We start from the raw sequence: 23,999 nt of genomic DNA, 5'->3' as shown, positions 1-23,999 counted from the left end.
ATCCATTTTCCGCTTAATCCCCCTCACCGCCGTTCATTCCGAAGAGAAAAAAAATGACGGCCATGGCGGCTCGTCATTGTCATTGTAAGTAAATTTATTGAATATTAAAAATCCTAGCCTAAAAAAAGGGGGGCGCTAGCGCCAATACCCGTTCGGAGACCTGGACCTCCATACATCAGCCGTACTTCGGATACGCCGTGATGCAAAGATCTTCTTCGATTTGCCGGACGGAGTGAATCCGCACGTTCAACGCTTCATCCATCGTTTCCAAATCCGGACCGCCGTATGGCGTGAGGGAACCGCGTCCTCCCAAAACTTTGGGTGCGATATAAATCAACCATTTGTCAATGAGGTTGGCGCGAAGGAATGAGGCGTTGACTTCGCTGCCGCCCTCGACAAGCAGGTCGGTAATTCCCTTTTCGTATAACATTTCCGATAATCGCCGGAGGTCAAGCCCGAGCCGGGTCGAAGGAACGAAAAGAATCTCCAGCCCTTTTTGCTTCAGCCTGTTGACTTTCTCCGGATCCGCATCCTCCTTCGTGGCGATCCAGGTCTTGGCCGCCGTGCAGTCGGTTATATGGGCATCCTCGGGCAACCGCAAATTGGAATCCAGGATGATCCGTACAGGGTTTTTCCCCTTTTCCGGCAGTCTGGTAGTCAGGCGGGGATTATCAGCCAGCACCGTGTTGATGCCGACCAAGATGGCATCGACTTCATTTCGCAGCCGATGCACCTCCTGGCGCGCTTCCTCGCCCGTAACCCACTTCGAATGGCCCGAAGATGCAGCTAACTTCCCGTCCAGCGTCATGGCGACCTTGGAAATTATGAACGGCCGACGTTTGGTCATATTATGGACGAATCGTTCGTTAAGTCTTTTGGCTTCCGCTTCCAACACGCCCACTTCGACTTCAATCCCTTTATCTCGGAGCAGTTGAATCCCCCGTCCGGCGACCATCGGATTCGGATCCTGCATAGCCACCACAACGCGCGTTACTCCGGAGCTGGCAACCAGCTCTGCGCATGGAGGCGTTTTTCCGTAATGGGAGCAGGGCTCAAGAGTCACGTAAAGAGTTGCACCGTTGGTATGTCCTTCCGCCATACGGAACGCATGGACCTCCGCATGGGGTTCTCCGGCTTTTCGGTGAAAGCCCACGCCGACAACTTGTCCGTCCTTCACAATGATCGCGCCGACGACGGGATTGGGGTTCGTTTTTCCGCTTGCGGTGGCCGCCAGGTCCAGCGCCAGCTTCATATAATGTTGATCCGGGTTCATGCGGGGCCTCCTTAGCCGAGCTTGACGGTTTCGCTCAGGGGATTGTAAATATGGCCCGATTTTTCGATTTTCGTTGCCAAATATCGGGTATTATGTTTCGATACATCGCCCCAAATCGATACGTGATGATCGGATGCAAGCCCTTTTTCCCGCAATGATTGCAATTTGCGCGGATTGTTCGTAATGAGGCTTACCGGTTTCTGCCGCAATGCCTGAAGAACCTGTATCGCCTCGTCATAGGACCGCAGATCATCCGGAAAGCCCAAAGCGTGATTGGCTTCTACCGTATCGTATCCCTCTTCCTGCAGCAGATAAGCCAACGATTTGGAGAAAAGCCCGATTCCGCGTCCTTCGTGATTGGCCAAATAAAAGAGAGCCCCGCTGCCGTTGTCGACGATCATGTTCATGGATCGGCGCAGCTGGTACCCGCAATCGCATCGTTTGCTTCCAAAGATGTCCCCGGTATGGCAAATGCTGTGCATCCGAATCAACGCATGCTCCGCGTTGGCAAAATCACCGTAAACAAGCACGGATGATTGCTGGTATGAGGCAAGATCTGCAAACGGCAGGGTATCGAGAACATCTTCCACCTGAAATGAAGCGCTCTCCGTTTTTAACCAAGTATACCAGTTGAATGTAACCTCCCGCTCCTCCAATTGTACCGGGAGCCGGACAGGACCGACAAGCGCGAGATCGGGACCTTCTGGCAGTTTAACAAGCGTTATTTTGTCCTTCAATAATCGACTAACCTGGTTTGGAATCACAATCATCCATCTCCTTTGTATTATCGTTCGTTTTGAGGCTTGCTGACTGACACCGGCTACGACAACACCTTAACGAGAACTGCTCCCCCCCCCTTTATGTAGAACTGATAAGAAACACCGTACTTTAATAGAAAACACAAAAAGCCCCCGTCTATGCGCGTGAAGAAATAGACGGAGGCCTCCGTCGTATTCGGTAACTGGCTGGCATAGCGGATGGGATCCGCCTTAGCCCCTGTAGCTTTGCGTCGCCACTTTTCAGTGGGTTTGCCATTATCGTACGATGTCGTATCATATAGAACTTCCGCGATTCTTGCAGGAAAAGCGGAAGGAAAAACCTGTGATTTTGAGAAAAAAGGAAAATATTCGTTTTTTATGTAACTACACTATGAATATAAATGACAAATTTAATAAATGCAACGAAAAGATTGAAGCGGCAACCGGGTAATTCATGTTCCGGATACGCATCGGCCGCCCGTTTGCGGCCATGCTGCCGCTCGGCTAAAATACTCGTAGGTTTGGTTTCCTCATGCGAGAAAAAAATGATACATGATTATTGAACCGAGGGGGAAAATCAAGATGCAATTTCTTGACGGCAACAACGGGTGGACCCCGGAATTTTTGGAATACCTCGAAAAAACGGCCAAACCGTCGGTGAAGCTGAAACTCACGAAAGAAACCGTACGGATGACCGACAGCAAGGTGGGAGGAACGCCTTGGCTTCCGCCCCAATCCGCATGGCCCCGGGCTGAAGACGGAAACGACTACCTCTTCGTCGCCCAAATCAATTGGGCGCAAATGCCGCCTCTGGAAGGGTTCCCTACCCGCGGATTGACGAGTTTTTTTGTGAAGCAGGACGATACGTTCGGTCTTTTTGATCAATCCTACCGCATCCTTCATGCCGAAGAAGCGGCCCAAACGGAGGAAATCGATCCTTACCGCCCGGAAGATCCCGACTTGTACAGTCCGGTTTTGGGGGGGCCTTACAAGCTGACCGGAAACCTTGAGAAGCAGTACATCCCGCTAGTGGATCGGACTTCCGAAAAGGTGGATCTGCCCTCGTTCGACCGGGACAAAACCGCCTACTCGAAATATTGGGATTTGGCGGATTCCAGCGGGTCGCGCATCGGAGGGTACCCTTACTTTGCGCAGGAAGATCCCAGGCCGGAAGGGGATTGGGAGCTTCTTCTTCAGTTGGACATCGAAGGGGACGACCAGCAGTACTATGTCTCTTGGGGGGATTCCGGCGTCGGCAATTTTTTTATCCGCCGCGAGGATCTGGCCCGATTGGATTTTTCGAACGTGTATTATACCTGGGACTGCCTGTAGTCTTTGGTGGCCGCACTTGAAATCCGAACATGCAGCAATAAGGACAAGCAAACGAAAAGGCAGCTGATCTCCATGATGATTCATATGACATACCGCTCCGGCGAATATAAGGTAAAGGGTTATCTCTCCCTTCCGTATGGATACAAAATCGAACCGGAAACGCTGGAAGCGCATGTCCGGAAAATATACGACGGGAAGCGGCTTCCCATGACCGTCATCGCGAACAACGCCAAGCGAGAGCGGCTGGATATCCATGAACGGAAATGGCCCGTTCTTGTTTATTGCCGCGGCGGCATCGGCCGGGTCGGGCAGGTCAAAACCGAATGGCTCGAGCGTTTTTCACAAAGCGGTTTTATCGTTTTCGCCCCGGTTTACCGGGGGACGCAAGGCGGCGAAGGGCGGGATGAATTCGGCGGCGCCGACCTGGAGGACGTTCCTGCGGCGTGCCGGCTCCTTGCCGAACTTCCGTTCGTCGATCCGACACGGATAGCGGCCATGGGTTTTTCCCGGGGCTCCGTAAACGCCGCGTCCGCGGCTGCGGACACGGATTTCATCTCGCAGCTCGTCCTCTGGGGCGGCGTCTCGGATCTCGCCCAAACGTACGAGGAGCGGGTGGATTTGCGGAGGATGTTAAAACGGGTCGTCGGCCATCCGCGCAAAATTCCCTCGGCTTACGAAGCACGCTCCCCCCTCCACATGGCAGAGCGCATCCGCTGCCCGGTCCTCATCGTTCACGGAAGCGAAGATCAACAGGTGGACCCCGGGCACGGCATCCGGATGTACGAACGGCTTCAGGCCCTGGGCAAAGACGCCGAGCTGCATTGGTACGAAGGATACGGCCATCACATGCCTTACGAAATGCACATGCACGCGATCAACCGGATGTTCGACTGGATCCGGAAGCACCAAACCCGGACGTGAACCGTGCCGCACCGTCGGCGCAAACTTCGACGCGGCCCGGCATGTTCCATGCTTGAACGACGAAAGCGGACCCGAAGCAGATTAAAGAATTGTAACGTCTTTTTGTCATCATTGTCATAAATGGGGATTCTATTCCATTCTCGTCAAGGTTCTGATAGACTTCATTTGTATCATGCTTTAGAGAAAGGGGGATGAAGTTGAAGCCCAGATCGCCTTTTAAGGTTGTATGCATGATGATGGCGGCGTGCTTCCTGCTGGCTTCCTGTTCAAGGAACTCCGAGCCGGCCAAGGTTGGCGTCGCACAAAAAAAGGATGTCTGGTCCCAAGCTGAAGTCACCCGCGAGAACATCAAGCTTGTCCTTGAAAAGCCCTTAGACGAAGGCGCCATCCCGGCGGCGCAAATCAAAGACATCCAGCTCCAGGGAGCCAACAACAAGACGGTCACGGTCGACTTCAAACATGAATCGCCGGATCCGGACCGATTGATGAGCGATGCGGCGGCTACGCTGATTTCATACAGCGGCATCTTGCTCGAGAACAAAGGCATCGGAACGGTTGAGGTCTGCTTGTACGGAAATCCGGAGCCCGCAAACGGCAAAAACGTTACCAAGGAAACGGTTTGCCTCGCGATCAACCGCGAGGATTTGCAAAAAGGGCAGGACGCCTTTACAACCCCGGTGAACGATTACGCCCTGGTTTTCAGGCACGCAAGCTGGTACAAAATTCACCCTCAACTATATAAGTCGCTTCTTCACAAAGACCGGTTAAAAACGAGAGCTTACCTGAAATAAGGTTCGAAACGGAAAACGGATATGCCCTGGGGCATATCCGTTTTTTCGCTGCGGACAAACGGCCTGTCGATCACAAAAAAAGCGGCCCCGGCGATCCGCATCGTCAGGGCCCAATCCGAACTATATATCAAAGGGGGGTTATATATATAAATATACAGAATGGCGCGTCCTGAAACATGAAAACAACCTTATGCGATCATTAAATTGAAATAAAATCAGCTAAAACGTTAGTCCCTCCGGCAGACAGACCGCGCCAACCTCCGCCTGCGCCCATTTTTTCCGGGCGATGATCACGGGTTCCAGACCATGCATAGGCTGTAATAAATCGCAAACTTACAGGAGGAATGCATGTGTCTTACACCCCTTACGCTCCATCCTCTTCCTATTATCCATATCCTTACCCGTATCCGTACCCCTATTACCCCTACCCTTATCCCTACTCGTTCCCATGGTGGTTTTACTATGGCGGCTATCACGGTTATCCAGGGTATCATGGTTCTCCCGGACATCATGGCTCCCCAGGACATCACGGCTCTCCCGGATACGGCGGTCATGGGGGATACGGCGGCGGCCATCGCGGCGGGACGTCGAAAGGCGGAGGGCGGCGCGCCAAATCATAAGTCCAAAGGAAGGAAGGCGGCTGGAGCCGCCTCCCTTGATCCGCAAATCCCTTCTCCTCCGGCGGGAGCGGATCCGGCCGAATCGCGGTTTATCGAGCGGGAACGCCAAAATTTTTCGCGCGGCCATGACTTTCGTTACATCTTTTGTAATGATCGCTTTTTTGCTGCATATGATTTTTACGTACCCTCGTGTTGGCATCGATTATAAACGGAGGTGTGTTGGATGAAGCTAAGAAGCGTCGATAATACCATTGTGGCCCTCATCGGGATCTGGTTTATCATTGCGCCGTGGATTGCGGGTTATTCCGATGACAAAGGAGCGTTATGGACGAGTGTCATTGTCGGGGCCGTTCAATTGATCGCTTCCTTGTGGGCTTTTTCCGGGTCCGGATGGGGCTCCTGGCAAAACTGGATTTCCCTGCTTGCCGGCGTTTGGTTTATCGTTTTTCCGTTTGTTTACACCGTCGAGTCCAATGTCATGTGGAGCAGCATCATTTTGGGAGCGGTAACTGTTCTTCTCAATTTGATCACCCTGTCTGCCAAGGATTGACGGCAGGTCCAGCGTTGCAGGCTTAAAGTTACGTCGTTAGGCCAACAGGGGCGTCCTTCACCTGTGTTCCGCGCAAGGTTTCACCGTGACGAAAGCGCAGGTCCCGTACGAAAACGGGGCCTGCGCTTTTTTTCCATGCCGCCGCTTATGTAAAATCGCCTGAAAGCAGGCTCCCCATCAAGCCGCATTCAGGCGATCTTTCCGGCATTAGCGATCCGCTGAAGAAATCAAGCCGATTACAGCCAGCAAGAGCGCAAAATAATAACCAGCAAAATAAAGAGAACCAAAATGGCACCTGTAGAAGCGAAAGGATTGTAACAACCTACTCCGCCAACAACTCCGCTCATTCCATTCCCTCCTTCCATCTAACATACTCTAAAGTATGTGGCCTGCCTGGCTTTTGGCATAGACTCCTCCCCAATTCGGGCTGCGCGGGAGCCTAATTTCAAGGGCAAATGCCTGTCTTATCTTATCCCTCCTGTTTACTTATTCTCGGACGCGGCATATTTGGCCAAAATCGCGCCCAGCGTGCCGATATCGAGCGGATCTTCCGCTTGCCATTCCGGGCTGATCCCTGCATGCTTGATAAGCCACTGCCGGCCTGCTTCCTTCCATTCCGGCGCGTCCGGCCTTTTTCCCGGATCGTTCCGGTTGTACGCGGCCATCAGATCCGCCTCGCTTCCTTTATATTCGTTCAAGTCTACATCTCCGTTGATCCCCGGCACGCGGCCTTTGTTCGTATATTGGATAAACTCCCACGAAGTAAAACCGCCTTTATCCGCAGGGACCCCGCTGCTGTAGTAAGCGTACCATAGCGGAACGTTTCCCAGCGAGCCGTCCAGGGAAGTGTCGATGAAATCGGGGTACGTGTAGATCATAAGCGTTCTGCCGGTGCGCAGCTTGAATCGGGTTACCCATTCGCGCACGATGGCCGTGATGTTCGCCCGGGTCCCGCCTTCTTTCGTTTCGACGTCAAGGGCCAGCGGCAGCTTGAACGAGCTTAAGCCCCCTGCGCTTTCGACGGTCTGAACGAAATGTTCCAGCTCCGCGTTGACTTCGGCCTCATTGCGGGCCCGGGTAAAGTGATAGGCGCCCGTTAACAAGCCGGCCGACCGAGCGCCTTGCGAGTTGACCCTGAACCGGTCGTCCACCAGCTTCGGCCCTTCCGTCGCTTTCAAAAATGCGAAAGAATACCCTGCGCTTCTAACCCGTTTCCAATCGATGACGCCCTGCCAATGCGATACGTCGATCCCTTTGGCATGATTGCCGTTTCGGCTTTGCACAGCAACACCTCCGCGTTGGTCTGCAGACCGCCCGGTCTGCGCGTATATATAATTATGTGTGCTCCCATTCCCCCGTTTGGACGTTTCCTCGCCGAATCCGGAAATTGGATCCATGCCCTTTTCGCGAATCCCGGGCGAAAAGCAGGGCTTGAAGCATAGAAAAAGAAGCCCTTAAATAAAGGCTTCTTTCCCCAAGAAGTAAACGCATTCGTTTAATAACGGAACGTTCCTTTGGAGCGTCCCCGTTGGTCTATTAATCCGGAATCCCCTTGCTCTCGGTACTTCCTCATCCATACCTTCAAACGCCCGATGTCGGCAATTCCCAACGCTTCGGCGACCTCTTTTTTCGTCATTCCTTGAAGACGCATGTCCACAGCCTTCTTCTTGGTATCCAAACTGTAAGAACAGAAAGTCTGTCCCTTTTTGGCCATCCGTATCACCTCAACTACTTTATCGGCGGATGGCCTGTTTTTTTTCATTATTATCACGCAAATAGTTCTAAAGACCCTTGTTTATATTGGAAATCAAATACATTTTCCTTGTTTTTGTCTATTGAATCGTTCTCTGGAATTATGACTTCGGATTCATGGCAGCAAATACCCTTGCTCGACCGCATCATGGATCAGTCCGGCGACGAAAGCATGCAGCTCCGGCATTTCCCGTTCAAGAAAACGGATCCGTTCAAGCACGCGTCCGGACGTCACCCGGTGCTCGCGCCAGGCCTTGCCTTCCGTATAATAATTGTGCAGCAGCGGCTGTATGCGGTCCATCGCTGCGGCATAACGCGCTTCAGCCGTTTCCCTCCGTTCGAATTCAAGCCAAAGCTCCATCATTTCGGCCGATTGGTCGGGCGGCAGCAACCCGAAAATCCGAACTGCAGCCTGCCGCTCCCGTTCGAATTGATCCTCATGCCCTTGTACATCATATGCAAACGTATCTCCTGCATCGATTTCCACGATGTCGTGGATGAGCAGCATTTTCATGACCCGCAGCACGTCGAGCTTTTCGGACCCTCGATGCTCTTCAAGCAGCCAGGCCATCAACGCGATATGCCAGCTATGTTCCGCATCGTTTTCATGCCGTGCCGCATCCATCAAATAGGTTTGGCGAAAAATCGTCTTCAGTTTGTCGACCTCGCGAATAAACGCGATTTGCCGGCTTAATCGGTCGTTCAATCGAACCGCCCCCCGTTGTTACTCTATTGAATGATCCACCGTTTAGTATATATCGCAGCGGGTTCCGAAAACAGGCCGATTCGATTTCTGCGCGGGAAAAAAGCGTCCGTTCGGGCAATAATCATCATTTGGGAGCATTTCGCATTCGCCGTCCCCGGATAATTTCATCGCAAAATGTAGAATAATCTGGAAAAAGAGGCTATTATTTTATACGGAGCCGTTATACGACCGAATTCGATTGAAAAGGCAGGTTTTGATGAAAGCGACATATGCCTTGGATCCGGAGTTGCCGCTTTCCCTTGAAGACAACTCATTATGGATCAGAGAATTGGCGGAGCCATTGACGAATACAAACCGCGCGGAACATCGCTTCCGGGCGTTACGGTCGGTCGACATCGAACTTATGGAGGTTATATATGGGCAAAATTTTAGGTTTTGTGCTGTTATGGAGATTGCTGGGAAACCCTTTCCTGGCCATCCTTGTCCTGCTGGTCATCGTCTATTTGCTGGACCGGCGTTTTGTCGGCATCCTTCCGAGCGTGACCAAACCGTTCAAACGGATGGGGCAAATCTCCAAACTCCGCACCCAAATTGGCATGAACCCAAGCGACGTGTCTTCGAAACATGAGCTGGCCAGGCTGTTGATCGAACGAAAAAAAGACGGCGAGGCGTTGAAACTGCTGGAATCGATCCAAGCGCAATCGGAAGATTCGGCCGAATTTTGGGATGACCTCGGGACCGTTTATTTGCGGCACGGCAAAATCGCGGAGGGGGAAACTTCCATTCTGAGAGCGCTGGAGCTGAATCCGCGCGTCAAATACGGACAGCCTTACCTTCGTTTGGCCGACGTCTACAAAAACAGCGACCGGGATAAGGCGATGGATTACGTACGTCGGTTTCAGGAAATCCATTCTTCATCCTGCGAAGGTTATTACCTGCTCGGCATGATGTACAAGTCGCTTGACCGGAAGGAAGAGGCGAAGGAAGCTTTTCAGGAAGCAATCGACATTTACCGCTCCCTTCCGAAATACAAGAAACGCCAGGAACGAAAATGGGCCGTGCTTAGCATGATAAAAAAATAATCAAAAAACAGACCTCGGAAAGGTCTGTTTTTCATTGGACGCAACATCAGCCCAGCGGATGGTACCCAAGCCGGTGCAAATGTTCGGCAATCACTTTGTAGCCTCTTCCGTTCGGATGAAGATGGTCGAAAGACAAAAGCTCCCTTTCCCGTCCGTAAAAGGAAGAAAATATGTTGGCTGCGGCATACCCGCTTCCCCAATAACCGCCCAGGTAGCCGTTAAATTGCTGAACCCATTGCGTGGCTGCCCCCACCTGGGGGTAGGGGTTATAGAGACCGACCGCCCGAACGATGTACGGCGTTCTGCTGCCGGATTTCAGCTGGTAAATCGACTGCATGATGCCGGAAAAATTGGACTCGCACTGCGACAACGCCTTGTTGAAATGCGAGGCCGCCTGATGGGAAGGCGCGCTTTTTGCCGCCCGGATCAAGTCGTTGCCTCCGATCGACACCGTGATGATTTGCGCGTCCTTTAACGAGCTGCGCAGCCTCGGGTTGCGCCTCACGTTGTCGTACAATTCCGAGGAGGTCAGCCCGTTGATTCCCCAATTTTCATAGACCACCGGTTCCCCGATTTTCTGCTGCGCCAATCTCCGGTATACCGGCGCAAATCCGTTTCCGGGCATCGCGCCGAAACCGACCGTCAGCGAGTCGCCGATCGCCGTGTATGAAATCGCCACAACCTTCGCCTCCTTCCCGTTTCCTCGTACTTCATCATTGTATGTGCCGGGAAGCGGCGTTGAAAGGGACAATATCCGGGGACAGGGAAAAGATCTCACGAAAATCGGCGCAGGCCCAAACGCCAGGTTTATTTGACTTGCTTCAGCTGCTCGAAAAACCGGTTCATGGCCGGGGCGGAGGAACTTGAGTGCTCCCCTCCCGCTTCCCCGCCGCGAACGTACAGGCCGGCCCGTTGCCGCAGCGTCTGGAAATATCCGTCTTGTCCCGCCGCTTCCCGTTTCATGGCAAGGAGCAGCTCATCCCAATGGACCGGACCGGAATAGGACATCCGGTCAGGGTACTTTTCCGCCAAGGCCGTCGCTGTCTCCAGCGAGCTGCCGCGGGCAATCGTTAAGGCGATGTACGCGCCGATGAACCGGTGCGACGGATCGTTTTCGAGCGATTTGTGAAAAGAAGCCGCTGCCTCTTCCCATTTTTGTTGTCTCATGAAAGCGATGGCTCGCGTTCCGTCCCTATAGCCGGTATCCTCCGACGTATCCAGCGCCGCCGCAAGTTCGTCGTACCGGCGATATTCGTCCCAATCGGCCTGATCGAACGCTTGCTGGGCCAACATGTCGTAGTACCAGGCAGCGGGATGCATTTTCACCAACTGCCGCAAAAGCCGGGTTTGCTCCGCCAGCAGGCTCTCTTCCGCCTCCTCCGCTCCTTTCCCCTGCAGCATCATGGTTCCCTGCAGCAGCCTGATGATCATATGCAAGCTATGGGCATCGTCGGGATTTTTGCGGTAATCCGACCGATACATCGCTTCCGCCTTTTTCAAGTCCCCGCTGAGAAGCGTCCTGTCGGCCTCCGTCATCTTCCGCGCTTTCAAATAAAAAAACGGCAGACGGTCCGTCAAGCGTTCGTCCAAACGGTATCCGCCGCTGCGGGTCAGCATCCGGCCTTCCGCATCGTAAGCCGCGACGTCCCAGGTCATCTGGTTGTCCGTATTGGCATATCCGAGCAGGGACAACGGATCAATCGTCAGCTGGCCGCTGCCTTCGGAAAATCCGCTGATCCCCGTATATTCATAATAAAGATCATCCGCCTGGATCCGGACCTCGGGCACCGATATTCCCCGGCGGACGACATGGGTCGTCGAACCCGACTTCAGCTTTATTCCGACGCTGAGGTTATAATACGCCGCTCCCTGAACCGGCTCCCAGGCAAAGGCAATGCTGTTGTCCTTGACGATGGCATTGTTCACGGGTTCCCGCAGTTCGAGCAGCGGCTGAAACGTAACGTTCTCCACCGCCAACTGCTGCCCGTTCAGGTCGATCCAGCCTCCATCGCGTCGTTCCGGCCACGTCCAGCCGTTCAACTGGCTTGCGTTCACCCCAAGATAGAGTTTATAACGGCCGGGAACCACGCCTTTAAAAGCGTACTCTCCTTTTTCGTTGGTGATCGTCTGGTAGGGTTCAAAACCCGCCATGCTGTGATTCAAATCATCGTCTCTCCGCAAAAATACGCCCGCGTAAGCCAAAGGCTCCCCGTTTGCTTTCGCAATCGTGCCCGACACGTCGGTTAAGCCGGCCGGACGGCCCGAAGCGATCTTTTTTAAACGGTCCGTGATGCCCCGAAGCTCCTCTTTTTGGATTTGGACGGCCTGCCCGCTTGTCATGCGGCTGCTTTTTTGTTCCAAATCCGACCGGAGCAGCTCCAGCGTTTGGGGAACCTCCCCTTTTTCGATCGCATACTGCGCGAGCAGCTCGGACATGCGCACAAGGATATCATCGTTTGCTGCGTTCCTGTCGATTATTTCCGCGCACAACTTCAGCAGCGTATCATATTGTTTTTGCCCGGCGGCGAGCTGTGCCTGCATGAGCAGAAGTTCGTTGCTTGCGTAAACGGCTGTCGAGGAACGCAGCCTTTTACGGGCGTCGGCCAAAACCTCTGCCGCTTTTTCCTGCTGCCCTTCTCCCTGGTAATGATAAGACAGCAGCTTGGCCGCGGCGGCGAGCGCCGGCCCCGGTTTACCCTCCGCAGCATACCGTTCCAAGTAGGGGAGCTTTTCGTCCAAGGAAAAAACAGGCTTCTTGGCGACGTCCACCACGCCTCCGCCGTACATCATGCCGGTCGACTCGATGTACATGTCGTATGCCCGGATTAAATCGGCGCTGTCATCTTTCAGCATGTATTCCTCTATGAGCTTCAGCTTTTCTTCCGCGCCGGCCGCCGCAATTTTACGAAGCACCTGCTCCTTCGCTTCCGCGCCGGTTTGATCGGCCCCGGCCATGTTTTGGGGCGGCTTCCCCATGACGGCGACGGCTAGGATGACGGCCAGCAGCAGGGCTGCCCCATACGCCAAATGTTTAATTTTGACCCGGATTTTCAAGCAGGGCAAGCCTCCTTTCGAGATCGTCCTTCCAATATACGCTGCCGGCCTCTTCGACCAGTTCCCGCTTGAAGGCGGTTTCGCTTCCCTGCAAGGAGCCTTTCGGATAAAGTGCCGCGCGATACAAAAAGGAGGCTGTCAATAAAAGCAGCAGCGCTGCGCCAATCGGGACGACCGGCAGTTCAAGCTCCTTGTTCCACCATGCTCTTAACCGTCCGGGCAGCGATTTCGGATGCGTTCTTTCGAGCACGTTTTGCCGATTGCCGAAGCGAAGGCCTGCAAGCTCCCGGTCCAGCTCCCGTTTTACGTCCGGTCGGTTCAAGTCCAATCGGTCTCCCCCTCCTTCTCCAACGTTTGTTTTAAATAGGCGCGCCCTCGGGCAAGCCTCGCTTTGACCGTGTTCTTGCTCACCTGCAGATGATCGGCGATTTCGGCAACGCCCATCTCCTGAAAATAATAAAGCGTAATGACCTCGCGGTATTTATAGCTTAGACGGTGCACCGCTTTCGTGAGGCTGCCGCTCCTCCACCGCTGCACAAGCCTTTCTTCGGGCCCCGGCTCCTCTTCTTTCGCCAGCCGCCCGTCCACGTAGGCGGACGGAAACAGATGCCGGAAACTCCAGGTTCGCTGCTTCATGCGGCAGCGGTTGACAACGATGCGAAGCAGCCAGCTTTTGAGCTTCGTATCGTCGCGCAGCTGCCCGATCCGTTCAAAGGCCGCGATAAAGCTGTCCTGCACCGCTTCCTCCGCTTCCTGCCGATCCCGGAGCAGCAAGCAGGCGGTACGCAGCAAATCGTCGCCGTACTGCTGCATCAGCAGCACGAGCGCTTCTTCATCCTTCCGTTTTAAACCCGCTATGATATCCAGTCCGTGTTCCTCCCCCCTTGCCATTAATGATGCGTCCCGGAGCGGATTGGTTGCATGTTTCCGAAAAAAAATGCGCAGCATCCGATTCCCTGCATGAAATACAAAAACCGGCTCCCCAAGAGGAACCGGCTATGTTACACCATCCGAACCAAATTATTCTTCTTCGGGCTCATCCTCGACCTCGAATACGCAGCGGAAGCGCTCCGTACCGGGATACTGCTCGCCCAAGCTGTGCACGATAAAGCCGATGTTCCGGTAAAAATCGACGGCCTCCTCATCCGTTTCGGCGATCACCCGCTCCGGCTTTTCCTTCGTCATGGCCTCCAAAATCATCCCTCTGCCATATCCCAGGCCCCGATTTTCGGGAATGACGGAAATGTGGCGAATCACGAGGTCATTCCCCGATTTTTCGTATCCGATCATCCCGACGAGCAGTTCGCCGTCTTCATAGCCGTACAGCTGCCAGGCGTCATTGCTTTCATAGGCTTGGACGGCCTCCTCGACCGACCGGTCATCCGGAAACACCGCGTAGGAAAACAGCTCGGCCACCTGCGGTTTGCGTATGTATGATTTAATGTTCAACAGCATGTTCAAAACCTCCACATCATCCACTTCATCTTTCAATTCATTGAGTTACTTTAACCCGCCGCGGCAAAAATTTCAACTTTAACATACTGAAAATTCTCCCGGTTCCCGAAAACGATAAGCTTCAGGCATGAATGCGATGCTGGACCGATATTGAAAACAGCTTGCAAACAGGCGTACACTGAGTTAAGAAAACAATTGATTCGTTTTCAACTTTTTTCATGGAAAGAGGCTTTGCAGCATGAGTTATATCCAGCATGGCACGTCCGCATTCCGCAAAACGAGTTTGGCCCTCTTCGCGGGAGGTTTTAACACGTTCGCCATCCTCTATTATACCCAGCCGTTGATGCCCGAGTTCTCCAGGGAATTCGGCATTTCCCCGGTGAGGGCCAGCCTGTCTCTGTCGCTGACGACGCTGGTGCTGGCGTTCAGCATGATCGTCGTCGGCTCCCTCAGCGAATCTTGGGGCCGCAAGCCGGTAATGACGGTCGCCATGATTGCCGCTTCCGTTCTGACGCTTGCCACTGCATTCGCGCCCAATTTTCATACGCTGCTCGTCTTCCGCATCTTACTCGGAGCCGTGTTGGCCGGCCTTCCCGCCATCGCCATGGCCTATCTGGGCGAAGAGATTGCCCCTGGCAGCCTCGGGGCCGTCATGGGACTGTACATTAGCGGCAACTCCATCGGCGGCATGGGCGGCCGCGTCATTACCGGCGCATTGACGGATCTGTGGGATTGGCGCATCGCCATCGCCGCCATCGGGTTGCTCGGGTTGGCATTCAGCCTGGTTTTCCTGTTTCTGCTTCCGCCGTCTCGCCATTTTGAAGCCCGCCCGCTGCGCTTCAAATCGCTGCTTCGTTCGCTTGGAAGCCAGTTCAAAGATCCCGGCCTCCTCATTCTATACGCGCTTGGCTTTTTGCTTATGGGAAGCTTCGTTTCGCTATACAATTATATCGGTTACCAACTGATCGCTCCGCCTTATTCCCTCAGCCAGACGCTGGTCGGATTTATTTTTGTCGTTTATATCGCGGGAACCTTCAGCTCCACCTGGATGGGGAAAATGGCCGACGCGCACGGCAGGCCGCTTATGTTATGGATGGGGTTGGCCGTTTTTCTGTGCGGAGCGCTGCTGACGCTTAGTCCGCTGCTGGTCATAAAAATCGCCGGCATCATCATGTTCACCTTCGGATTTTTCGGATCGCATTCGATCGCCAGCTCCTGGATCGGCATCCGGGCCAAACGCGGTAAAGCGCAGGCCTCTTCGCTTTATTTGTTTTTTTATTACGCGGGTTCGAGCGTCGGGGGGACGCTTGGCGGCACGTTCTGGGGGGCGTACGGCTGGCATGGCGTGGTGGACATGATCGCGGGTTTCCTCGTAACCGCCCTGTGTCTGTCTTTGCTGCTTGCCCGCCTCCATCGCCGCCAAGCCGCCGCCTAAGTTTCCGTTATGCTATGATTTTCGGCGCGAAAAAGCCGGGTAGAAAAGGGGACCGCCCGCTCTACCCGGCTTTTTGTTCATATCATGTTAAAAGAGGACAAGTTATCGCGGCAACCTCGTCATCCTTTCCATGCGAAACCGCTGCTGTTCAGCAGAAAAAAATGCAAATCCGGTCACCTAACATCCGGCTAGGGCTGCTCCGTAGAAACGGCGCCTGCCTTTTCGGTTTAGGGCGCGAATTTCTCGAACACGATGACGGCATTATGGCCGCCAAAACCGAAGGAATTGGATATGCCGACGCGCACGTCCTTCCTCCGGGCTTCGTTCGGCACGAAATCCAAATCGCATTCCGGATCGGCCGTTTCCTGGTTGATCGTCGGCGGGATGCGGCCGTCCCGGATCATTTGCACCAGCGCGATCGCTTCCACGCCGCCGGCGGCCCCGAACATATGGCCGATCATCGATTTGTTGGCGGTTACCGGGATCCGGTGAGCCTCTTCCCCGAACAGCCGCTTGATGGCCGCCACCTCGGACCGGTCGCCGACCTGCGTGCTCGTTGCATGCGCGCTGATGACGTCGACGTTGGCCGGCTCGACGCCGGCCTCCTGAAGCGCAAGCTTCATCGCCAGATAAGCCCCTTTCCCCTCGGGATGGGAAGCCACCACATGGTAGGCATCGGAGGTCGCGCCGTAGCCGGTCACTTCCGCATAGATTTGCGCGCCGCGCCGCTGCGCGTGGGATAAGCTCTCCAGCACCAAAATGCCGGCGCCTTCCGCCATGACAAACCCGTCGCGCCCGGCGTCGAACGGCCTGCTGGCACGGGCCGGATCGCCATCCCATCCGGACAGCGCGGTCGCGTTGCCGAATCCGGCCATCGAAATTTCCGAAATCGCCGCCTCGGCGCCGCCGGCCAGAATTACGTCGGCTCCGCCCGCCCGAATCAGCCGGAACGCTTCCCCGATGGCCGTGTTGCCGATCGAACAAGCCGTCACGGGCGACAGGGTTGGCCCCTCCGCTCCCGTGCGAATGCTGATCATCGCCGCCGCCATATTGGAGATCATCATCGGCACCAGCAGCGGACTGACGCGGGAAACGCCGCGCGTACGAAGCACCTCCGCCTGTTCCATCAAAGTCGAAATGCCGCCGATGCCGGAGCCGACATAAACTCCCATTCGTTCCTTATTCACCTGATCAAGCTTAAGGTCCGCATCCTGAATCGCATCTTCGGCGGCGGCAAGCGCAAACTGGCAAAAGCGGTCCATGCGCCGCGCTTCTTTCCTGCCGAAACGGGCATCGGCGTCAAAATCGCGTACCACGCCCGCCAGCGAAGTTTTCATAACGGACGTATCCCAGGCATCGACCTTGGTAATCCCGGATGTTCCTTGCAGCAGCCCGTTCCAAAAAGACGGCACGTCATTGCCCAGCGGCGAGACCAGCCCTGCTCCCGTAATAACGACTCTTTCCATATCCTGATTCCTCCCTGTGCAATCTTTATGGAAATATCTTTTCACAGGTGTTATCCTATTACAAGTTGTTGTTTATCCTAGTATAATGAATACTATGCATGTACTTTGGATCGCTTGGCCGTGCAACAAGAGAGGAGGAACGCCATGAATCGCGATACCCGCCTTAAGGCGCTGTCGGCCTTCCTGACCGAGCAGCGCGCCAAAATCCAGCCCGAAACGGTCGGATTGCCGGCCGGCGGAAGGCGGCGCACCCCCGGACTGCGCAGGGAGGAAGTCGCCCAATTGGCCGGCGTCAGCAGCACCTGGTATACATGGCTGGAGCAGGGCCGGGACATCAACGTTTCGTCGTCGGTGCTCGACTGCATCGCCGCCGCCCTGCGCTTGACGCCCGACGAACGCAAGTATCTGTTCGCCTTAGCCATGGAAGCCCCCTCAAGCTCCATAACGACGCAGCAGGAGGAGCCCAAGATCAGCCCTGCGCTGCAAAAAATGGTGGACGAGCTGCATTACTGCCCGACCATCATCTCCGACCGCCACTGCCAGATCGTCGGCTGGAACCGGGCGGCCTCTTACGTCTTCCTTGCCTTCGAGCGCATTCCCGCCGAGCAGCGGAACATGATCCGGCTGCTGTTTACCCGGAAGGAATTCCGGCGGCTGGCGGTGAACTGGGAGCATTTTGTCATGGGATTTCTTTCGATTTTCCGTTCCTATTACGGCCAGTACGTGGAAGACGCCTGGTACGAGCAGTTTTTGCAGGAAATGGAGCAGGTCGATCCGGAATTTTTGCCCTTATGGAAGCATAGCCAGGTCAGCAGCGCGCCCGAGGTCGTCATCGAATTCCGGCATGCCAAAATGGGGAAAATGCTGTTTGACCTGACCTCGCTTCAAGTGCAAGGCAGCGCCGACCTCCGCTGCAGCGTATATACGCCTGCCGCCGGCTCCTCGACGGAAGCCAAGCTGAAGCGGCTGATGAACCAATCGGCGGATTGACGCAAATGATAAGCTGGGGATGATGAACGATGGCTTTTGGCATAAACCGCAAGGAACTGGACGCGTGGAAAAAGGCGGTCAGCCGCGGCGAAATCGCGTTTTTGACCCATTATTGGCTCGATCCGCGTTTCCCCGGCATGACGACCGTGACCAAAGTGGGCTGCTCGGACCTGGAAAGGCTCCGGGCATGGTGCGAGGCGCATGATCTGCCCTCCCGGTACATCCACAACCGGAATCCTTTTCCGCATTTTGATTTGATCGGTCCGAAGCAGAAAGAAGTTTTAATCGAGGAAAAGCTTTGGGAACATTTGGAGCGCTTCAACCTGTAAAGGCGTTCGAAGCCGCTGATCACCAGCGTTTTTTCCTTTCCATTCAACGAAAAACGGCCCGCCGTCCGCTGTCCGATACGCGGCGACGGGCCGTCTTTTGACGTCCGACAAGGGGATTATGATTTTTGGCGTCCGGCTTTGTAGCTCTCTTCGGCAGCATGCCCCAGCTTCTTCAAAAGCTCGACGGCCTGCTTTTTCTCGTCTTCATTAAGCCCTTCGACCGCATGGACGAGCACCTCTTGGTGGCTTGGGAAAATCGACCCGAAGAAAGCGCGCCCTTCGTCCGTCAAATCCGCGAAAATGACGCGGCGGTCATCCGGCGAGGCTCTGCGCACAAGCAGGTTTTTTTTCTGCAGCTTATCGGCTACATAAGTAATGTTTCCGCTGGAAATCAGCACTTTCTCGCCGATCTTTTGCAAAGGCTGCGGGCCTTTGTGATACAAAAGATCAAGCACGCCAAATTCGGTGGTATTCAGGCCATGGCTTTGGATATCGCGCGAGGAATGGGCTACGACCGAATTATAAGCGCGTGCGAGTACGATAAATAATTCCAGGGACAATTCGTCATTGTTCATTTTGTCTGCCATACGAGAAACCTCCAAAACTACTATCTTAATATAAAGATAGTGGAAACCCGCGCAATTGTCAATGGCCTGCTATTTTTCGGGCGTCATCACCGTTACGGTGCCGTCCTGATGCCCGATCACGGCCCGGGCTGCGAGTCCGATAAACAGGCCGTTGTCCACGACGCCAGGCAGCGCGAGCAGCTGCGCATGCAGCTCCGCCGGATGTTCGATCACGCCAAAACGGCAATCGGCAATGTAGTTGCCGTTGTCCGTGATGAACAGGCGCTCGCCGTCGGTTCGGAGCATCGGCTTTGCGCCCAGCTTTTCCAGCGCAGCCATCGTCCATTCATTCGCAAAAGGAACGATTTCGACCGGCAGCGGAAAGCTGCCGAGCTTGTCCACGAACTTGCTCTCGTCCGCGATAATAATCAATTCCTTGCTGTGGTACGCAACGATTTTTTCCCGCAGCAGGGCGCCTCCGCCGCCTTTGATCAGGTGAAGCCCCCGGTCGAGCTCATCGGCGCCGTCGATCGTCAGATCCAGCCCTGCGATTTGGTCGAAAGGAACCAGCGGAATCCCCTCTTCCTGCGCCAGCTTTTCCGAAGCCTTGGAGGTGGCTACCGCTTGAATGCTTAACCCTGCCCGGACGCGTTCCCCGATTTTACGGATGGCCCAATAAGCCGTCGAACCCGTTCCAAGCCCGATCCGCATCCCGTCTTCCACATATTCCACCGCTTTTTCGGCGGCCAGCTGTTTCAAATTCATGTTCCCACGCTCCTCAAACGAGATTCATTTCCTTTTCCGGTCCGTCACGGTTCTTGTGATATAATCAGGCATTAGATGACAATCTTTGGAGGTACCGACATGAGAACCGAAAATCAAATCAAATCCAAAATCAATGAACTTACGCTGCAAAAAAAATCGCTGATGTCCCGCATCGAGTCCGCCGAACAAGGGTCTCCGGCGCATGCGTCGCTGAACGCGCAGCTGCTTCGGCTGGAGGATATGATCAGCATGCTGGAATGGGTGCTGTACGAACCGAGCGGCAGTTACCATATGTAGCCCCCGATTCGGCCTTTGTCAATCCGCTGCCTCCGTCCCCTTAAAGCCGTACACGACCGAATCCGCCGCCGGGCGGTACCCGATGTTCATGTAAATCCGGTTGGAAACCGGATTGCTTAGATCCGTATACAGCGATGCAAACCGCCCCGGGCCGCTCAATAGGCTTCGGGTCAAGGCGGCGACGCAAGAGCTTGCATAACCCCGGCCGCGGAGCGGGCGGGGCGTGAATACCATGTTGATCACCGCCCCGTTTGCGGTCGGGCGCGTCTTTTGCGCCATCGAAACCGGCCCGCCGTAATCCCAAACGTAAATCGCTTTGTTGGCGATCCCACGTGCGGCCATTTGTTCGGCGGCATCCCGGCTGATGCTTTCCAGCGCTTCTTCGCAAAAGGCCTCGATCCATCCGGCAATCAGCGGCGCCTCCCCAGGCGCGGCCAAACGGAAGCATCCCGGACGGTCCGGGACCTCCTCCACTTGGGTGCAGCGATAAATCCTCTGATCCATCAAAGTGACGGATTCCAGGCCCGTCTGCCGCTGCCATGCTTTCGCAAAAGCGTCCGCGGCATGGCGAACGGCTACGATGCTTGGGATATGTACATCCTTTCGGCGGTGCAGATGCTCTGCGGCAGCCGCGCAGCAAGCTTCCAGCTTTCCCGCCGGCATGCCTTCAGGCACCCCGAGGATCAGGTGGGATTGCGTCTTCATCATGACGAGCAGCGGCTTGTCCCCTTCGTCGACCGAGGCAAGAAAATACGGCCCTTCCGCCTTCTCCTCGAGGACAAGCCTGGACAACACGCCAAGAGGGAGATTGTTCACCGCTTCCTGCTCCATGAGTACCGCCTCCACATGTGCGCGGAAGGCGGACGGGTCCGTAAAATGGCGGAATTGCATTTTTAGGTCTCCCCTTTTGGTTGCTTCTTACCGGTTCGCGTTCGCGGGTGAACCCCGCAGTCCCTGCTCAAGCCGGTCCAAGGCCCGGCCTTCCTCGTCGTTCATCACGGCATCGCGGCTTGCCCTGACCTCGATCATCTCCGCCTTGGACGCCAGATCGGAGCAGGTATGCTCCATGATTTGCACGGCGTGGTCCAGCTTCAGTTCGCCGACCGTGCCGTGAACCCGGCTTAAACGGACTTTTACCGTTCCTTCGGCTTCGCGATAGGCCGCTTCAAGCAGCGTTGCCGCGTTGGCCGCTTCCCCGGCCGCAGACTGGCGCTCCACCAACACCGTATAGGACGATACGGCAGGTATGGTCCCCTTCTTTTCCTTCTGCTCCGCGATAAGTTTGGAATTTCTCCAGGCAAGGAAGCCGGCCCCGGCGAGAATCAGTATTCCTAATGCATATCCGATATAAACAATCAAGTCTTCACCTTCATCCGTTTCTTTTCGGCTTGCCTGCCGGTTACAGCTTTTTCAGCATATGGATATCCTCGGGCTCGAGTTCGAACAGTTCTTCATCCACCTGGTCGGCGATTCGGCCGCCGTTGGCCATATAAAAATGAACGGCGGATTCGGTTTCCGTCGAAGAAATGTATAAATAGGACGCTCCGCGCTTGCGAGCCTCGTTGGCAAGCTCCTCCATCAGCTTCGTTCCGATGCCTTGCCTGCGGTACGCGCGGCTGACATACATCAAATCCACCTGCAGCCGGTCCAATTGTTCGCCGCGGAACCGGTGCCCAAGCACGCCGAATCCGACAAGGGTGTCCCCGGCAAAAGCGCCGTAAGCCGCGCCTCCGCTACAGAGCTCGGTCTCAAAACGTTCGATCATTTCCCGCGTGTGCTCCTCGTCCCAGGACGGGCATTCATGCCCGGCAGGAAGGGCCTCCAGCACGCCGTCTTTCATTTTATAGATGCTTTCGATCGTTTCCGATCTGTCGATTTGCCGAATCAAACCCGATTCATGAAGCTGCAGTTCTCTAATGACCATGATTTGCTTCCTCCAATGCTTATTTAGATGATCCCTCCTTTTCCTTCCGTTAGTTTGGAAATGCGATGATTTTTTTTGGAATGACCGTACATCCTCCTTTTTTCTCTCATTATACAAAAAAACGGCCCGCGGCTGAACCAGCCGGAGCCAAAAATAAAAGAAGAATGTCTACACTTATACATTACCCTCCGCGGCGGCCGTTAATCGGGCCTCGGCAAGCGGGTTCACAAATTCGCCGCGGATTTCTGGGTTTCGTACAGAGGCGGCGTTTTTTTCCTGGAAAACCGGATTTGCGGAATGGCAATCCCGATAAAAATGAGCACGATGCCGAACCATTGCAGGGCGCTTACGTGTTCATGCACGAGAAGAACCGAAGCCACGACGGCCGCGGGCAGCTCGGCGGCGCCAAGAATCGCTCCGGTTCCCGAGCCGACCTTCGGCATGCCGATCGCAAAAAACACGACGGGGATCAAAATGCCGAGGAAGCCCAGCGCGACGCCGTATTTCCATAACCCGTCGACCAGCGCCCCATCCCACAAAAACGAAGGCGAAAATACCGACAAAACGATGACGCCGGAGCCCGTCGTCATAAAGAAGCTTTTATTGAAGGCGGGAACCTTCGTTTCAACGCGTCCGCTGACGAACATGTACAGCGCAAACGTAAAGGCCGACAGCAGTCCGAAGATCACGCCCGTCATGTCGAGCGCTCCGCTGCTGGACCCGATGACCCCGCCGGCGAGCAGCGTTCCGGCGATCAGAACGATGATGGAAGCGATCTTGCTTTTGCTCGGAAAACGGCGGTCCGCAGCGGCTTCCAGCAGCACGCCGATCCAGGTGAATTGGAATAAAAGCACGACGGCGATCGAGGCAGGCAGCCGTTCGACGGCTTTACCGTAAAACACCGACGTGCCGCTCATGGTGATGCCGACGGCCAGCAGCGTCAGCCACTGCTTCGGCGACAGTTTTTTGCGCGAAAACAGAAGCATGAGAATGAGCAAAAACGTCCAGCCGAACACGTATTGCCCGCCCAGCATCTGGCTGACCGTAAAGCCCTCCTTCATGCCGAGCTTCATGATGGATGACAGCACCCCGTAGCTGATCGCCCCGATCAATATCAGCAGCGAATATTTGAATTTGTTCATGCATATGTCCCCCTTTGATGCAGCCTTCCGCAACAACCAAAAGCCCCCCGTCATGGATAGACAGGGGGCGAACGAAACCGGCGGGTTCAAACCGCCGTTAAAATTTCGCCACTCGCGAACGAATCGGAGTTTAAGACAGGTGCTGCGTGTCATGTTTAAGTTAAGTATCCTGGTGCTTTCAAGAATGAATATTAAAACATTCTTCCGGGGGCGTCAATGAGTTACGTTACCAGAATAAAGGATGTCCCGGCAGGCGGATCCAGCGGGTAGATCTCTTTCCAACCTCCGCGGCTCCGTTCCCAAATCCGCTGGTTTCGGCTCCCTCTGAACGGAACGGACAAATCCCGCTGCCGAAGGTCGAAACGTCCGTCGACCAGCACGTCGCAGCAGGCAAGAAGTTCCCGTTTATGGCGGTCGCCGCTTGCAAGCAGCTCTTCGAGCGTATAGCCGGTATACGCCCAAATATGCTTCCCTTGGCGCCGCAGCTCACGGGCGGCCAGGCTCATCCCCCGCGCCTGCAGGAACGGGTCGCCTCCCGACAGCGTGATGTCCGTCAGCGGGTTGCCCGCGGCTTCGAGTACGAGCTCGGCAACGCTCCACCGCCCGCCGCTGCGCAAACGCCAGGATTCCGGGTTATGGCAGCCCGGGCAGCGGTGCGGACAGCCCGCGCAAAAAATGACGGTGCGAAGCCCCTCCCCGTCCACGACGCTGTCATGAATAACGTCCATGATCCATACGTATTCCGCCGGGTTTGGAAGAACGGCCGAGGAGTCATTCGGATGTTTGCCCAT

At 55.0% G+C, this 23,999-nt stretch carries 29 protein-coding genes and 1 riboswitch; of the genes, 10 read left to right on the top strand and 19 right to left on the bottom strand.

The genetic code is table 11. The features are described from left to right. Positions 1–175 precede the first annotated feature (175 nt). Positions 176–1,273, bottom strand: a complete 1,098-nt coding sequence (gene ribD, locus AC27KL_RS07600; RefSeq protein WP_487169337.1) for a bifunctional diaminohydroxyphosphoribosylaminopyrimidine deaminase/5-amino-6-(5-phosphoribosylamino)uracil reductase RibD — start codon at positions 1,271–1,273, stop codon at positions 176–178. An 11-nt stretch (positions 1,274–1,284) separates the two neighbouring features. After that, positions 1,285–2,040, bottom strand: a complete 756-nt coding sequence (locus AC27KL_RS07595) for a GTP cyclohydrolase II (protein WP_339325192.1) — start codon at positions 2,038–2,040, stop codon at positions 1,285–1,287. A gap of 186 nt (positions 2,041–2,226) precedes the next feature. Further along, a riboswitch (cyclic di-GMP riboswitch) is annotated at positions 2,227–2,316 on the bottom strand. A 297-nt stretch (positions 2,317–2,613) separates the two neighbouring features. Between AC27KL_RS07595 and AC27KL_RS07590 the strand changes: the two genes are divergently transcribed. The 5 genes from AC27KL_RS07590 to AC27KL_RS07570 all read left to right on the top strand — a co-directional run bounded on the left by AC27KL_RS07590 (position 2,614) and on the right by AC27KL_RS07570 (position 6,245). Further along, entirely contained in the window at positions 2,614–3,363 is a 750-nt protein-coding gene (locus tag AC27KL_RS07590; protein ID WP_487169336.1) for a YwqG family protein, read from the top strand. 72 nt (positions 3,364–3,435) lie between these two features. Next, positions 3,436–4,284, top strand: coding sequence for an alpha/beta hydrolase family protein (locus tag AC27KL_RS07585; RefSeq protein ID WP_487169335.1), 849 nt, complete (start codon positions 3,436–3,438; stop codon positions 4,282–4,284). Positions 4,285–4,481: 197 nt separating this feature from the next. Continuing rightward, positions 4,482–5,075 (top strand): hypothetical protein, encoded by a 594-nt coding sequence (locus tag AC27KL_RS07580; protein WP_339321404.1) that lies wholly within the window; start codon positions 4,482–4,484, stop codon positions 5,073–5,075. A 462-nt stretch (positions 5,076–5,537) separates the two neighbouring features. After that, a complete protein-coding gene (locus tag AC27KL_RS07575; RefSeq protein ID WP_487169334.1) occupies positions 5,538–5,903 on the top strand; it encodes a hypothetical protein in 366 nt (121 codons plus the stop codon). A 15-nt stretch (positions 5,904–5,918) separates the two neighbouring features. Continuing rightward, the gene (locus AC27KL_RS07570) at positions 5,919–6,245 is read left to right on the top strand and encodes an SPW repeat protein (protein ID WP_036711775.1); all 327 of its coding nucleotides are present in this window, start codon (positions 5,919–5,921) and stop codon (positions 6,243–6,245) included. Positions 6,246–6,481: 236 nt separating this feature from the next. Here the strand turns inward: AC27KL_RS07570 and AC27KL_RS07565 are convergent, their stop codons facing one another. The 4 genes from AC27KL_RS07565 to AC27KL_RS07550 form a co-directional block, all read right to left on the bottom strand. After that, on the bottom strand, positions 6,482–6,592 hold the full coding sequence (locus AC27KL_RS07565) for a sporulation protein YjcZ (protein ID WP_197069988.1): 111 nt from the start codon (positions 6,590–6,592) through the stop codon (positions 6,482–6,484). A 135-nt stretch (positions 6,593–6,727) separates the two neighbouring features. Further along, positions 6,728–7,528 (bottom strand): glycoside hydrolase family 25 protein, encoded by an 801-nt coding sequence (locus AC27KL_RS07560; protein ID WP_487169333.1) that lies wholly within the window; start codon positions 7,526–7,528, stop codon positions 6,728–6,730. A gap of 212 nt (positions 7,529–7,740) precedes the next feature. Beyond that, positions 7,741–7,959: a helix-turn-helix domain-containing protein gene (locus AC27KL_RS07555; protein WP_036711774.1), complete on the bottom strand. Its 219-nt coding sequence runs from the start codon at positions 7,957–7,959 to the stop codon at positions 7,741–7,743. Between the two features lie 153 nt (positions 7,960–8,112). Then, positions 8,113–8,703 (bottom strand): HD domain-containing protein, encoded by a 591-nt coding sequence (locus AC27KL_RS07550; RefSeq protein WP_487169332.1) that lies wholly within the window; start codon positions 8,701–8,703, stop codon positions 8,113–8,115. 416 nt (positions 8,704–9,119) lie between these two features. On the opposite strand from AC27KL_RS07550, the gene AC27KL_RS07545 reads away from it, so the two are divergent. Further along, on the top strand, positions 9,120–9,785 hold the full coding sequence (locus tag AC27KL_RS07545) for a tetratricopeptide repeat protein (protein WP_487169331.1): 666 nt from the start codon (positions 9,120–9,122) through the stop codon (positions 9,783–9,785). A 46-nt stretch (positions 9,786–9,831) separates the two neighbouring features. On the opposite strand, the gene AC27KL_RS07540 is transcribed toward AC27KL_RS07545, so the two are convergent. From AC27KL_RS07540 to AC27KL_RS07520, 5 genes are all read right to left on the bottom strand, one after another. Next, positions 9,832–10,464 (bottom strand): SGNH/GDSL hydrolase family protein, encoded by a 633-nt coding sequence (locus AC27KL_RS07540; RefSeq protein ID WP_339321410.1) that lies wholly within the window; start codon positions 10,462–10,464, stop codon positions 9,832–9,834. Positions 10,465–10,592: 128 nt separating this feature from the next. Next, on the bottom strand, positions 10,593–12,839 hold the full coding sequence (locus AC27KL_RS07535) for a hypothetical protein (protein WP_487169330.1): 2,247 nt from the start codon (positions 12,837–12,839) through the stop codon (positions 10,593–10,595). After that, positions 12,817–13,167 (bottom strand): hypothetical protein, encoded by a 351-nt coding sequence (locus AC27KL_RS07530; protein WP_487169329.1) that lies wholly within the window; start codon positions 13,165–13,167, stop codon positions 12,817–12,819. Before AC27KL_RS07530 ends, AC27KL_RS07535 begins: the two co-directional genes overlap by 23 nt. Further along, complete coding sequence (locus tag AC27KL_RS07525) at positions 13,158–13,730, bottom strand: RNA polymerase sigma factor (RefSeq protein ID WP_487169328.1); 573 nt, start codon at positions 13,728–13,730, stop codon at positions 13,158–13,160. Before AC27KL_RS07525 ends, AC27KL_RS07530 begins: the two co-directional genes overlap by 10 nt. 129 nt (positions 13,731–13,859) lie before the next feature. Then, complete coding sequence (locus tag AC27KL_RS07520) at positions 13,860–14,294, bottom strand: GNAT family N-acetyltransferase (protein WP_339321413.1); 435 nt, start codon at positions 14,292–14,294, stop codon at positions 13,860–13,862. Between the two features lie 238 nt (positions 14,295–14,532). Here AC27KL_RS07520 and AC27KL_RS07515 point away from each other — a divergent pair, with 238 nt between their 5' ends. Then, positions 14,533–15,729, top strand: coding sequence for an MFS transporter (locus AC27KL_RS07515; RefSeq protein ID WP_487169327.1), 1,197 nt, complete (start codon positions 14,533–14,535; stop codon positions 15,727–15,729). Positions 15,730–15,956: 227 nt separating this feature from the next. Here the strand turns inward: AC27KL_RS07515 and fabF are convergent, their stop codons facing one another. Beyond that, on the bottom strand, positions 15,957–17,195 hold the full coding sequence (gene fabF, locus AC27KL_RS07510) for a beta-ketoacyl-ACP synthase II (protein WP_487169326.1): 1,239 nt from the start codon (positions 17,193–17,195) through the stop codon (positions 15,957–15,959). Between the two features lie 144 nt (positions 17,196–17,339). Between fabF and AC27KL_RS07505 the strand changes: the two genes are divergently transcribed. Together AC27KL_RS07505 and AC27KL_RS07500 are read left to right on the top strand one after the other, a co-directional pair. Continuing rightward, the gene (locus tag AC27KL_RS07505) at positions 17,340–18,185 is read left to right on the top strand and encodes a helix-turn-helix transcriptional regulator (RefSeq protein ID WP_036711756.1); all 846 of its coding nucleotides are present in this window, start codon (positions 17,340–17,342) and stop codon (positions 18,183–18,185) included. Between the two features lie 29 nt (positions 18,186–18,214). After that, a complete protein-coding gene (locus tag AC27KL_RS07500) occupies positions 18,215–18,514 on the top strand; it encodes a hypothetical protein (protein WP_339321417.1) in 300 nt (99 codons plus the stop codon). A gap of 116 nt (positions 18,515–18,630) precedes the next feature. On the opposite strand, the gene AC27KL_RS07495 is transcribed toward AC27KL_RS07500, so the two are convergent. Continuing rightward, on the bottom strand, positions 18,631–19,101 hold the full coding sequence (locus AC27KL_RS07495; RefSeq protein WP_339321418.1) for a MarR family winged helix-turn-helix transcriptional regulator: 471 nt from the start codon (positions 19,099–19,101) through the stop codon (positions 18,631–18,633). Between the two features lie 69 nt (positions 19,102–19,170). After that, positions 19,171–19,845, bottom strand: coding sequence for a ribose-5-phosphate isomerase RpiA (gene rpiA, locus AC27KL_RS07490; protein ID WP_487169325.1), 675 nt, complete (start codon positions 19,843–19,845; stop codon positions 19,171–19,173). A 99-nt stretch (positions 19,846–19,944) separates the two neighbouring features. On the opposite strand from rpiA, the gene AC27KL_RS07485 reads away from it, so the two are divergent. Continuing rightward, positions 19,945–20,142: a hypothetical protein gene (locus AC27KL_RS07485; protein WP_339321420.1), complete on the top strand. Its 198-nt coding sequence runs from the start codon at positions 19,945–19,947 to the stop codon at positions 20,140–20,142. Between the two features lie 18 nt (positions 20,143–20,160). On the opposite strand, the gene AC27KL_RS07480 is transcribed toward AC27KL_RS07485, so the two are convergent. The 5 genes from AC27KL_RS07480 to nrdG form a co-directional block, all read right to left on the bottom strand. Beyond that, positions 20,161–21,033 carry a GNAT family N-acetyltransferase gene (locus tag AC27KL_RS07480; protein ID WP_487169324.1) on the bottom strand — a complete coding sequence of 291 codons (873 nt, stop codon included), beginning with the start codon at positions 21,031–21,033 and terminating at the stop codon, positions 20,161–20,163. 27 nt (positions 21,034–21,060) lie between these two features. Further along, on the bottom strand, positions 21,061–21,501 hold the full coding sequence (locus AC27KL_RS07475) for a hypothetical protein (RefSeq protein ID WP_339321422.1): 441 nt from the start codon (positions 21,499–21,501) through the stop codon (positions 21,061–21,063). A 40-nt stretch (positions 21,502–21,541) separates the two neighbouring features. After that, positions 21,542–22,066, bottom strand: coding sequence for a GNAT family N-acetyltransferase (locus AC27KL_RS07470; protein ID WP_487169323.1), 525 nt, complete (start codon positions 22,064–22,066; stop codon positions 21,542–21,544). A 224-nt stretch (positions 22,067–22,290) separates the two neighbouring features. Further along, on the bottom strand, positions 22,291–23,208 hold the full coding sequence (locus tag AC27KL_RS07465) for an EamA family transporter (RefSeq protein WP_487169322.1): 918 nt from the start codon (positions 23,206–23,208) through the stop codon (positions 22,291–22,293). A 221-nt stretch (positions 23,209–23,429) separates the two neighbouring features. After that, positions 23,430–23,999, bottom strand: coding sequence for an anaerobic ribonucleoside-triphosphate reductase activating protein (nrdG, locus tag AC27KL_RS07460; RefSeq protein WP_487169321.1), 570 nt, complete (start codon positions 23,997–23,999; stop codon positions 23,430–23,432).

The sequence above is a fragment of the Paenibacillus sp. YAE3 genome (assembly GCF_057546105.1).
This window is presented reverse-complemented; position numbering and strand designations above follow the sequence as displayed.